This window comes from Providencia stuartii (assembly GCF_029277985.1).
In the GTDB taxonomy this organism is placed as follows: Bacteria; Pseudomonadota; Gammaproteobacteria; order Enterobacterales; family Enterobacteriaceae; genus Providencia; species Providencia zhejiangensis.
Genome location: NZ_CP119546.1, coordinates 1,078,054 through 1,090,491 on the forward strand (window position 1 = coordinate 1,078,054; position 12,438 = coordinate 1,090,491).

Below are 12,438 nucleotides of genomic sequence, written 5' to 3' on the forward strand. Positions count from 1 at the left end.
CCCGCCCCAGTAGAGCGGATACTTTGATTAGCCGTCGTTCATTAGCCTTTAACTGGGATTGCTTTTAGAACCGCAGTCAATAGTTTCCAGTATTCACCAACACTTGCGATATGGACACGCTCATCGGGTGAGTGCGCACCACGAATGGTTGGTCCAATAGAAACCATATCCATGTCAGGGTAAGGTTTTTTGAATAGACCACATTCAAGGCCTGCATGGATCACCATAACATTCGGCACCTTACCAAACAGTTTTTGATAAGTTTCACTCACGAGATGCATAACGGGGGAATTTGCATCGGGTTGCCAGCCTGGGTAGCTGCCTTCTGCACGGTATTTAGCTTGCGCCAGTTGACTCACAGAGGTGAGCATATTCACAACATAGTTTTTGCCACTATCGATTAAGGAGCGAACTAAGAAGATCACTTCTGCTTTCTCTTCTGTCATGGTAACAACGCCTTCATTGAGCGATGTCTCCACTACGCCTTTCGCCACATCACTCATGCGGATCACCCCATTTGGTGCGGCGTTTAAGAAGAATACAAAGCGTTTTTGACACTCTTCAGTGAGTGCCGTTAATGTTGTTTGAGTTTCTTCTAATAGCAGAACTAAGTTGGGTTCAACAACAGCGAGTTCATTTTGCAAGATAGCTTCATAACGCGCTCTGAGTGCGGTTAATTCAGCAACTTTATCTGCGGCTATCGCAATAACGACATGTCCTTCACGTGGAATGGCATTACGAACTGTGCCTCCTGTAAATTCTAGCAGTTTCAAGCCTAGCTCTTCTTGGTGCCCAGCAAGGAAACGCGCTAACAATTTATTGGCATTACCTAAACCTAAATGGACATCACCACCAGAGTGTCCGCCTTTTAGGCCTTTTAATGTCAGGGTAAAGGTTTTGTAACCTTGTGGTATCGCTTCGCGAGTCAGATCAAATGTAGCTGTGAAATCCACACCGCCAGCGCAACCCATATAGATTTCGCCTTCTTCTTCTGAGTCAGTATTGATCAAAATATCAGCTTGTAGCCATCCTGCTTGTAGACCAAAAGCGCCATCCATACCGGTTTCTTCAGTCATGGTTAATAGCACTTCAAGTGGCCCATGCTCAACGCTGTCATCAGCTAAGACGGCGAGGGCAGATGCCATGCCAATACCATTGTCGGCACCTAAGGTTGTCCCTTCAGCAGTAACCCATTCACCATTCACGTAAGGACGGATAGGGTCTTTGGTAAAGTCATGGACAGTGTCATTATTTTTCTGTGGAACCATATCAAGATGGGCTTGCAGAACAACAGGCTTACGATTTTCATAACCAGAGGTCGCGGGTTTGCGGATCAAAATATTACCCACTTGATCACGTTCTACATGAAACCCTTTTTGTTTTGACCATTCGATAATGTGTGTTGCTAGCGCTTCTTCATGGTGAGAAGGATGGGGAATTGAACAAATTTTGGCAAAAATATCCCATAATGGCTGTGGTGACAATTTGGCTAGTTCAGACACGTTGGATCTCCTTAAGCGACTTTGGTCTTATCTATTTTTAGCAACTTATTCTGCTTAAAAGGCGTAGCACAGATATTCAGGCCACACGATTAATTTTCTCAGCATACACCTAATTGTTATAAATAGTCAGTGCAAATAATATTAATTCATCACAATTATCCGTTTTTGCTGGTTTTTGCTGCGTCAAATCACTATAATCTCGCGCAACCTTTTTTCCGCAAGACACATTTCAGTATTACTCAGTAGTCGGGACCCGAATTTTATGAGCGAAAAATATGTCGTAACGTGGGATATGTTGCAAATACATGCCCGTAAACTCGCACAACGTTTATTACCTGTAGACCAATGGACCGGTATTATCGCGGTTAGCCGCGGTGGTCTTGTTCCAGGCGCACTTCTTGCACGCGAACTTGGTATCCGTCATGTTGATACTGTGTGCATCTCAAGCTATGACCATGATAACCAGCGTGAATTGAATGTGATTAAACGCGCTGAAGGTGATGGTGAAGGTTTCATTGTCATCGATGATCTTGTTGATACTGGTGGTACCGCAAAAGCTATTCGTGAGATGTACCCGAAAGCACACTTTGTCACGATTTTCGCTAAACCTGCGGGTCGTCCATTAGTGGATGATTACGTCGTCGATATCCCACAAAACACATGGATTGAACAGCCATGGGATATGGGGGTTGTATTTGTTAAACCTCTGTGTGAACAAGAAAAATAAACTTTTATTGTTTTGAGTTAGATCTAAATGATAGGTAAAAATAACGCTAATATAGGGTGAGAATCCCTTTATACATTATGCTTAAAACATTATTACCTAATAAAATTCAATACAAAACGATAAGATAAGGGGATGCGATGGCATTCCCTTTTTATTTAGATCAACCAACAGGTTATTAGGATGACTCAACAAAATCTCTCCGAAAAACTGTTCAAACCAAAAGTTAGGCAGGTTGAAACATCGACACTCGTTTCTTATTCAGCCTATAGTGCGCCTATCATCAATAACCATTCTGTATTGAGTGGCTCGCAGCATGCCGGCTGGTATCGCATGATTAATCGTTTATTGTGGATTTGGCGAGGCATAGATGCGTTAGAAATTGAAGAGGTGTTGAGCCGTATTGCGGTAACTGACGCTGAACGAAGTGATGATAATTTGCTTGATACAGTCATTGGTAACCGCCGAGGAAACTGGTGTTTTGAATGGTCTCATCAAGCGATGCAATGGCAACAAAAAGCGTTGCAGTTTGAAGGTGGAGAAGCGGCAAGTAAAGCATGGTTACGCGCCGCGAATTTATACAGTATTGCCGCCTATCCTTTCATAAAAGGCGATGAATTAGCCGATCAAGCGGTCTTATTAGCCTGTAAAGCGTATGACAGCGCAGCACAATTTTCTCGTTATAAGTTGAAAAAAATCGCATTTAAGGTTGATGGTAATAAAGAAGTTTGTGGTTTTTTACACATACCTTCAACTGGGCAAGGTCCTTATCCAACGGTGATGGTATGTGGAACTCTCGATAGTTTACAAATCGACTATTGCCGTTTTTTCCGTGATTATCTTGAGCCGCTCGGCATTGCGATGCTGACATTGGATATGCCATCAATAGGTTATTCCATTAAATATAAGCTATCTCAAGAGACCAGTGCCTTACATGAGCAAGTCGTGCGTCAATTAGATACCATTCCATGGATCGACCATACACGTTTTGGGCTGGTTGGATTACGCTTTGGGGCAAATATAGCCTTAAGGCTAGCTTATATGTGTCCTGAAAAAATTAAAGCGGTTGGGGTATTAGGTCCTATCGTGCATAGTTTATTGCATGAAGATAAATATCAGCGGGATATTCCGCGTATGGAATTGGACGTTTTTGCTAGCCGTTTAGGTATCTATCACGTTGACGGTGCAGCGTTACGTCATGAGCTAAGTTGCTATTCACTGAAAAACCAAGGATTGTTAGGGCGGCGCTGCCGAGTACCTATGATGTCAGTATATTGGAAAGGTGACATTTATAGCCCTAAAGCGGAATCGGATTTGATTATGCGCTCATCAATGGACGGTCATATGCTAACTTTACCCACAACACCGATTTTTGTGAATTATCAAAAAGCACTCAGCGAAACGGTTGATTGGTTAAAAAGTAAAATAGTTTAATTTTATTTAATGACTTGATTATTTTTTAACTTTTGCTAAAAAGGGATCTTCTCAAAAAGGAGATCCTTACATGGCGTTACCTAATGATTACTCTAATGGAAAGTATTTAAAAAAGTTTGCGGCTTTAGGACCTTATCTACGAGAAAAGCAATGTGTCGACGGTTGCTATTTTTTCGATAGTCTCACTGTTTGTGTTAATGTCAATATTGCGCCGGAAAAGCGTGAATTTTGGGGATGGTGGATGCTGCTATCGCCAAATGATAATGGATTTGAATATTCATACCATTTTGGTCTGTATAATAGCCAAGGTAATTGGCAAGCAAAGACCTTAAAAGACAATACAACCATTGATACTATTGAACAGAATCTCATCGCCTTTCACCAATCTCTTTCAAAACAGCTTGCGGAATTAGAGCTCTCTTTGTTTCCTTCTGCAAAAATGGCAGAATTTAAGCTGGAATTAAGCGTATAAAATTGTTTTAAACTAACTTTTGTTTAATTTAGCGTTATGCCTGTTGGCATAACGCGCTCCAGCTGATAAAAATAATAGCTAGTTTGTGTTTCTTTAATCTTAATGGCAGAAAAATGATGAAAAATAGCCAGACACTTGTTGTTAAATTAGGCACCAGTGTGTTGACAGGGGGTTCACGTCGATTGAATCAAGCGCATATCGTCGAGCTAGTCAGGCAATGCGCACAGCAATATGAAAAAGGGCACCGTATTATTATCGTGACATCGGGGGCAATAGCAGCGGGTCGCGAACATCTTAATTATCCCGAACTTCCCGCAACGATTGCATCGAAGCAGCTTCTGGCCGCAGTAGGGCAGAGCCGTCTTATTCAATTATGGGAAAGGTTATTCTCCATTTATGGCATCCATATTGGGCAAATGTTATTAACGCGTGCCGACCTCGAAGATAGAGAACGCTTTTTGAATGCGCGAGATACATTGCAAGCGCTGCTGGATAATGGCATTGTGCCCGTTATCAATGAAAATGATGCAGTCGCAACAGCAGAAATTAAAGTTGGGGATAATGATAATTTATCCGCCCTTGCTGCAATTCTTGGAGATGCAGATAAGTTACTACTATTAACGGATATTGAAGGATTATTTGATTCAGATCCTCGCAGTAATCCAAATGCTAAATTGATCCCTGAAGTGTATGGAATCAATGATGAGCTACGAGAAATGGCAGGCGGAAGTGTTACTGGCCTTGGTACAGGCGGTATGGCCACTAAGCTACAAGCCGCGGATGTGGCAGGAAGAGCCGGAATCGATGTCATCATTGCAGCGGGTAATAAACCTGATGTGATTAGTGCCGTTATTGAAAATATACCGGTAGGAACGCGCTTTTATGGGCAGAAAAACCCAATGGAAAACCGCAAACGCTGGATTTTCGGCGCACCTGCTGCTGGCGATATATATATCGATGACGGTGCACAACTAGCCATTTTAGAAAAAGGCAGTTCCCTGCTTCCAAAAGGGATCAAGAAAATCGAAGGTGACTTTTCTCGTGGTGCCGTCGTGCGAATACGCAACATGGCCGGCAAAGACCTTGCTCATGGGGTAAGTCATTATAATAGTGATGCATTAAGAATGATTGCGGGTCATCATTCACAAGAGATAGGCCGCATACTTGGGTATGAACACGGCTCTGTTGCAGTCCACCGCGATGATATGATAGTGGGTTAATTATGTTAGAACAAATGGGAAAAGCGGCTCGTGAAGCCTCATGGCAACTCGCTCAATTAAATACCACACAGAAAAATGCGGTGTTAGAGCAGATAGCTGATCTGCTGGAACAAGAAAGTCGTGTCATTCTTGAGGCGAATAAAAAAGATATTGAACAAGCACAGGCAACGGGTATGTCGCCTGCATTACAAGATCGCTTATTACTGACATCTGAACGTTTAAAAAATATAGCTTCTGATGTGAGAAAAGTTTGCCAATTAGCAGATCCTGTAGGACAAATTATTGATGGAAACCAACTTGATAATGGCCTAAATCTTCAGCGTCGTCGTGTGCCATTAGGGGTGATTGGTGTTATCTATGAAGCGCGTCCAAATGTCACTGTTGATGTTGCGGCATTATGTTTAAAAACAGGTAATGCAGCGATCTTACGAGGTGGTAAAGAAACTCACAATACCAATTTGGCTATCACGGAAGTGATCCAAAAAGCACTGAAAAATTGTGGGATATCCGCAAATGCGATCCAAGCGATTAATAATCCTGATCGTGAACTAGTGACTCAATTACTTAAATTAGATCGTTATGTGGATATGCTAATACCTCGTGGCGGAGCAGGTTTGCATAAATTATGTCGTGAACAATCAACGATCCCTGTTATTACAGGGGGCATTGGTGTTTGCCATACTTTTGTTGATGAGTCAGTGAATTTTGATAAAGCCATTGATGTGCTGATTAACGCTAAAGTTCAGCGCCCAAGTGCTTGTAACTCACTGGAAACAGTACTTGTTCACGAAAAAATTGCGGGTGATTTTTTACCACTACTGAGCCAAAAAATGGCGGAGCAACAGGTGACTCTGCATGCCAGCCAACAAGCGATGCCGTATTTACAAAATGGCCCAGCGAAAGTGGTTGCTGTCACGCCTGAAAATTTAGTGGACGAGTGGTTATCTCTTGACCTTAACGTTGAGGTGGTTGCTGGAATTGATGCTGCAATTAATCATATTCGCACTTATGGTACCGCGCATTCAGATGCCATTTTAACGGAGTCGATTAATCAAGCAGATTACTTTGTACAGCGTGTTGATTCAGCCGCAGTATATGTGAATGCGAGCACAAGATTTACCGATGGTGGGCAGTTTGGGTTAGGGGCTGAGGTAGCGGTAAGTACACAAAAACTTCATTCTCGAGGGCCGATGGGATTGGATGCGTTGACCACCTATAAATGGATTGGTTACGGCGACTTCCTGAACCGAGCTTAATAATTCAATAACAATAATTAGGCCACACTTAGCGTGTGGCTTTGTTTTTATGATGATTTGCCATTTTTAGACTGAGCCATTAAATCTATAACAAGTGGCACATGTACCATAATAATGATGACGATGGGATGAATGCAGATGTTTTACCTTATAGGTCCAAGAGGTTCAGGAAAAACTACAATCGGAAAAAAATTGGCTGAACAGAAATCGTGCCAATTCGTTGATACTGATAAATTAATCGTTGAGCGAGCAGGAAGCAGTATTGCACAGATTGTAGAACAATATGGCTGGGAACACTTTCGTCATTTAGAAAGTGAAGTATTAAAATCAATCTCGCACTCAGACACCGTCGTTTCAACGGGAGGCGGTATTATTTTATTAAAAGAAAATCAACGTGTCATGCGTACGAATGGAACGGTTATCTATCTAAGTGCTACACCTGAGATTTTAGCCGCGAGACTTGCCGCAGAACCTCAAGCAGAGCAACGACCAAGTCTGACAGGGAAATCGATACTAGAAGAGATAGAAGAGGTCATGTCACAAAGAGAGTCTCTTTATCGGGAGACGGCACACTATGTGATTGATGCAGGGTTGCCGATTGAATCAATTATTCATCAATTAACTCAGTTTGATAAATAATATTGTTCTGAATGGTATTTTAGGAATAAAACACTTAGTTTTATACGGGTTTTTACGACATAATCATCCGCTTAAGTGATAAATGAAATCAAATAATAGGGATTTATTATGCTGGCAAACATGCTGAGGACAGTACTTAGATTTTTATTTCGAGTCCGCTTAGTTGGGGATGAAAAAGCGCTCTACCAAGACAAATGCTTAATTACACCAAATCATGTTTCATTTCTTGATGGTGTGTTGGTCGCGCTATTTTTACCGATTAAGCCAGTATTTGCAGTTTATTCTACGTTCGCAACACCAAGAATGATCAAACTGCTAAAACCTTATGTTGATATTGTTCCTCTTGACCCTGCAAACCCTTTAGGCATACGTCAGTTAGTTAAAGAAGTTGAAAAAGGCCGTCCGATAGTGATATTTCCGGAAGGGCGTATTTCGGTGCATGGCTCTTTGATGAAAATATATGATGGTGCTGCGTTTGTCGCTGCCAAATCCGGTGCAAAAGTTGTGCCTATTCGTATTGAAGGGGCGGAACGTAGTCACTTTAGCCGTTTAAAAGGCATCATTCCCCTTAAATGGTTTCCTAAAATTACCCTGCATATTTTACCTGCTGAAATGATTCCGATGCCAGAAGCGCCTAAAGCGGTTGAGCGTCGTCATTTAGCGGGTGTTCACTTATATCACATCATGAAATCAGCACGTATGGCTTGTCGCCCTCAAGTCACACTGGTTGAAGAATTTATTGATAGCGTAAAACGTTTTGGACGCCGTGCACCTTGTATTGAAGACATTAATTTTAAAGAAGATAATTACCAAGGATTGTTAAAGAAATCATTAGGTGTAGGGAGAATCATTGAGCGCTATACCCATGAAAATGAGCGTATCGGTTTATTATTGCCAAATACAACAGTAACGGCAGCCGCTATTTTTGGGGCATTAATGCGTGGGCGAGTGCCTGCGATGCTCAATTACACGGCGGGTAGTCATGGTATCAGTAATGCACTCAAAGCTTCTCAAGCTAAAGTTGTCTTTACATCACGGAAGTTCCTTGAAAAAGGGAATTTGACCCATATTCCTGAGCAGGTCACCGAGGCGAATTGGATTTATCTTGAAGATTTAAAAGATACGGTCACGCTGCGGGATAAACTCTGGATCGTTAAACACTTATTGATGCCAGCGAAAGCGGTGATACCGCGTAAAGCCGATGATGAAGCTATCGTCCTGTTTACTTCAGGTTCAGAAGGAACACCTAAAGGGGTGGTACATAGCCATGCAAGTTTGATGGCGAATGTGGAACAAATCAAAACGATCGCTGACTTTACACCACGTGATCGTTTTATGTCATCATTGCCCCTATTTCATGCTTTCGGCTTAACGGTTGGGCTGTTTATTCCACTGTTTTCTGGTAGCCGAGTCTTTCTTTACCCCAGCCCATTGCATTATCGAATCATTCCTGAATTGGTTTACGACAAAAATTGCACTGTTCTATTTGGTACATCAACGTTTTTAGCTAATTACGCACGTTTTGCTCATCAATATGATTTTGCAAGATTACGTTATGTCGTTGCTGGGGCTGAAAAATTGTCGGATAGCACTAAGAAAATTTGGTTCGACAAGTTTGGTATCCGTATTCTTGAAGGTTATGGTGTTACAGAATGCGCTCCGATTGTCTCTATCAATGTGCCAATGGCCTCTAAAGAAGGAACAGTAGGGCAAATATTGCCGCAAATGGAATCTCGCATTATCCCTATTTCAGGCATTGAAAATGGGGGGAAATTACAATTAAAAGGCCCTAATATCATGAAAGGGTATTTGCGTGTTGAGGCACCGGGCATTCTTGAAGCGCCATCAGCGGAAAACCAACATGGGGAACAAGAAAAAGGTTGGTATGACACGGGGGATATCGTTGTACTTGATGAGCTTAATTATTGCACTATTAAAGGCCGCGTAAAACGATTTGCAAAACTCGCGGGAGAAATGGTATCCCTCGAAAGCATTGAACAGATGGTCCTGAGTTTGTCCCCTAATGCACATCATGCTGTTGTCACTAAACCTGATAGCAGTAAAGGTGAAGCTTTAGTTCTGTTTACGACGGATAAAGACCTCGATAGAAGCGCACTTTCTTCTGCCGCTAAAAGTAAAGGCTTAACGGAATTGGCCGTTCCCCGTGATATTCGTTTGGTGAAAGAGCTACCTGTACTCGGTTCCGGTAAAACAGACTTTGTGACACTGAAACAAATGGCGTTAGAGGATTGATGATATGCAAGAAATGAATGCGCCATTGATGAGTCGAGGAATGAAGGCTGTGCTAACGTCACAGTTTTTATCCGCTTTTGCCGATAACGCGTTGTTATTTGCCATTTTAGCGCAGTTAAAAGCTGAGTTTTACCCTGAATGGAGCCATCCAATACTACAAATGGTATTTGTATTTACTTATATCATTTTGGCACCGTTTGTTGGTCAAGTTGCCGATCGCTTTTCTAAAGGGCGTGTCATGTTGTTCTCAAACCTATTTAAATTTTTAGGGGCTTTGGGGATCTGTTTAGGGCTTAACCCATTTCTTTGTTATGGGTTGGTTGGGATTGGTGCGGCTTCTTACTCACCAGCAAAATACGGTATTTTAGGTGAATTGACCGGTGGTGATAATTTAGTGAAGGCCAATGGCGTGATGGAAGCATCAACTATCGCGGCCATTTTGATTGGTTCTGTCGTCGGTGGTATTTTATCGGATATTAGCCTTATTTTAGCGTTGGGTACCTGTACGGTATTGTACGCATTAGCGGTGATTGCCAACTTCTATATTCCGCATTTAGTTGCAGCTCGCCCAGGTAAAGGCTGGCATTTTAAGAAGCTTTTCACCGATTTTGTCTCTGCTTGCCGTACACTTTGGGCAAACCAAGAAAGCCGTTTCTCACTGGTGGGAACCAGTATGTTTTGGGGCGCGGGCGTCACATTACGTTTTTTACTGGTGGCTTGGGTACCGTTTGCATTAGGTCTACAAGATAACGCAACGCCAACCTATCTTAATGCCGCTGTTGCCGTTGGGATTGTGGTTGGTGCTGGGGTGGCTGCTAAATTCATTACATTAAAAACGGTGTCACGCTGTATTCCTGCTGGGGTAGTCATTGGTATCATGGTGGTATTACTTGCGTTACAAACCAATCTCTTACCATCCTATGCTATCTTAGCGGTACTCGGTATTTTTGGCGGGCTATTTGTCGTTCCTCTTAATGCGTTATTGCAGGAAAAAGGCAAGGAAACCGTTGGGGCTGGTAACGCGATTGCAGTGCAAAACCTTGGTGAAAATAGTGCAATGCTAATTATGTTAGGATTATATTCCCTAGCCATGAAAGCAGGATTATCCGTTATTAGTGTTGGTGTCGGTTTTGGTAGCGTATTTGCTATAGCGATTGCGGGTTTATGGGTTTGGGATCGCGCACGCAAAAAGTAATTATCCGAAGGTAAAAATCACATGATAAATGAAAGTTATCTCGAAACATTGAGTATTCAGCTTGCTGAAGTCCTCAAAAAACAAGGTAAAACGATTACTTGTGCAGAATCATGTACTGGCGGATGGATTGCTAAGGTATTGACGGATATTGCGGGTAGTTCGGATTACTTTCATAGAGGATTTGTGACTTACAGTAATGAAGCAAAGCATCAAATGATTGGTGTGACAAATGAGTCACTGCAAAAATTTGGGGCAGTGAGTGAGCAAGTGGTTTCTGAAATGGCACTCGGTGCTTTAACTGAAGCTGCTGCTGATTTGGCGATTTCAGTGAGTGGCATAGCAGGTCCAGGTGGCGGAAGTGACGCTAAACCGGTGGGAACGGTTTGGTTCGGTTTCGCCCAAAAAAACGCTACAGGCAGAGCTCATGTGACGGTTAAGCACTGTATATTCCAAGGTGATAGAAATTCTGTACGTTTACAATCAACAGCTTATGCACTTGAAACACTTTTACAAATCATAAGTGAAAAATCTTCTTGATACTGTATGATTATACAGTATACTTAGCATTAACAAACCGAATTCAATCGTTCTATTTGCAGTGGGTAACTTCACTGCATCAAAGGGAGTGAACATGGCTATCGATGAAAACAAACAAAAAGCATTAGCAGCAGCGCTAGGTCAAATTGAAAAGCAATTTGGTAAAGGCTCTATCATGCGTCTTGGCGAAGATCGCTCAATGGATGTTGAAACTATCTCAACGGGTTCTTTATCTCTTGATGTCGCTTTAGGTGCTGGTGGTCTGCCGCTGGGGCGTATTGTTGAAATCTATGGGCCTGAATCTTCTGGTAAAACAACACTGACACTGCAAGTTATTGCAGCCGCACAACGCAGTGGTAAAACATGTGCATTTATCGATGCTGAACATGCTCTCGACCCTATTTATGCAAAAAAATTAGGCGTTGATATTGATAACCTGCTGTGTTCTCAGCCTGATACCGGTGAGCAAGCACTGGAAATCTGTGATGCGTTGACGCGCTCAGGGGCTGTTGATGTCATCATTGTTGACTCCGTTGCAGCATTAACACCAAAAGCTGAAATTGAAGGTGAAATTGGTGACTCTCATATGGGCTTAGCTGCTCGTATGATGAGCCAAGCAATGCGTAAATTAGCGGGTAACTTGAAAAACTCAAATACGCTGTTGATCTTCATTAACCAAATTCGTATGAAGATTGGTGTTATGTTTGGTAACCCTGAAACGACAACGGGCGGTAATGCTCTCAAATTCTATGCTTCCGTACGTTTAGATATTCGCCGTATTGGTGCTGTGAAAAATGGTGAAGAGATTGTTGGTAGCGAAACGCGTGTTAAAGTCGTTAAAAACAAAGTCGCTGCACCATTTAAACAAGCTGAATTCCAAATCCTGTACGGTGAAGGGATTAACACCTACGGTGAATTAATTGATTTAGGTGTTAAGCATAAATTGATTGAAAAAGCCGGTGCTTGGTATAGCTATAACGGTGATAAAATTGGTCAAGGGAAAGCGAATGCAACAATATATCTGAAAGAGCACCCTGAAGCGGCCGAAGAAATTGATAAAAAACTGCGTGAAATGCTACTAACTCACACTGGTGAATTTAGCAGTGCAGCCACTGATTACATCAGTGAAGCCGAAGAAAATGAATCGCCTGAAGAATTTTAATATTGATTCATTGGTTTGATAAATAAGCAGATTATTAACGCCAC

General features: G+C 42.2%; 11 protein-coding genes. 10 read left to right on the top strand and 1 reads right to left on the bottom strand.

Annotated elements, in window-relative coordinates; translation table 11 throughout:
• Window positions 1–41: 41 nt before the first annotated feature.
• The gene (gene pepD / locus P2E05_RS04600; protein ID WP_163860768.1) at window positions 42–1,502 is read right to left on the bottom strand and encodes a beta-Ala-His dipeptidase; all 1,461 of its coding nucleotides are present in this window, start codon (window positions 1,500–1,502) and stop codon (window positions 42–44) included.
• A gap of 262 nt (window positions 1,503–1,764) precedes the next feature.
• Here pepD and gpt point away from each other — a divergent pair, with 262 nt between their 5' ends.
• From gpt to recA, 10 genes are all read left to right on the top strand, one after another.
• Complete coding sequence (gpt, locus tag P2E05_RS04605) at window positions 1,765–2,229, top strand: xanthine phosphoribosyltransferase (protein ID WP_154625101.1); 465 nt, start codon at window positions 1,765–1,767, stop codon at window positions 2,227–2,229.
• A 180-nt stretch (window positions 2,230–2,409) separates the two neighbouring features.
• The gene (gene frsA / locus P2E05_RS04610) at window positions 2,410–3,660 is read left to right on the top strand and encodes an esterase FrsA (protein WP_154625102.1); all 1,251 of its coding nucleotides are present in this window, start codon (window positions 2,410–2,412) and stop codon (window positions 3,658–3,660) included.
• 70 nt (window positions 3,661–3,730) lie between these two features.
• Window positions 3,731–4,132 (top strand): sigma factor-binding protein Crl, encoded by a 402-nt coding sequence (crl, locus tag P2E05_RS04615; RefSeq protein ID WP_154625103.1) that lies wholly within the window; start codon window positions 3,731–3,733, stop codon window positions 4,130–4,132.
• Window positions 4,133–4,248: 116 nt separating this feature from the next.
• Window positions 4,249–5,352, top strand: coding sequence for a glutamate 5-kinase (gene proB, locus P2E05_RS04620; protein ID WP_154625122.1), 1,104 nt, complete (start codon window positions 4,249–4,251; stop codon window positions 5,350–5,352).
• 2 nt (window positions 5,353–5,354) lie between these two features.
• The gene (gene proA, locus P2E05_RS04625) at window positions 5,355–6,608 is read left to right on the top strand and encodes a glutamate-5-semialdehyde dehydrogenase (protein WP_163860770.1); all 1,254 of its coding nucleotides are present in this window, start codon (window positions 5,355–5,357) and stop codon (window positions 6,606–6,608) included.
• 138 nt (window positions 6,609–6,746) lie between these two features.
• Window positions 6,747–7,247 (top strand): shikimate kinase AroL, encoded by a 501-nt coding sequence (gene aroL / locus P2E05_RS04630; protein ID WP_154625105.1) that lies wholly within the window; start codon window positions 6,747–6,749, stop codon window positions 7,245–7,247.
• 108 nt (window positions 7,248–7,355) lie between these two features.
• Window positions 7,356–9,500 carry a bifunctional acyl-ACP--phospholipid O-acyltransferase/long-chain-fatty-acid--ACP ligase gene (gene aas / locus P2E05_RS04635; RefSeq protein ID WP_276123026.1) on the top strand — a complete coding sequence of 715 codons (2,145 nt, stop codon included), beginning with the start codon at window positions 7,356–7,358 and terminating at the stop codon, window positions 9,498–9,500.
• Between the two features lie 4 nt (window positions 9,501–9,504).
• Window positions 9,505–10,695, top strand: a complete 1,191-nt coding sequence (gene lplT, locus P2E05_RS04640) for a lysophospholipid transporter LplT (RefSeq protein ID WP_154625107.1) — start codon at window positions 9,505–9,507, stop codon at window positions 10,693–10,695.
• Between the two features lie 21 nt (window positions 10,696–10,716).
• Window positions 10,717–11,232, top strand: coding sequence for a nicotinamide-nucleotide amidase (gene pncC, locus P2E05_RS04645; RefSeq protein WP_163860771.1), 516 nt, complete (start codon window positions 10,717–10,719; stop codon window positions 11,230–11,232).
• A 94-nt stretch (window positions 11,233–11,326) separates the two neighbouring features.
• Window positions 11,327–12,394: a recombinase RecA gene (gene recA, locus P2E05_RS04650; protein WP_154625109.1), complete on the top strand. Its 1,068-nt coding sequence runs from the start codon at window positions 11,327–11,329 to the stop codon at window positions 12,392–12,394.
• The last annotated feature ends 44 nt before the right edge of the window (window positions 12,395–12,438 follow it).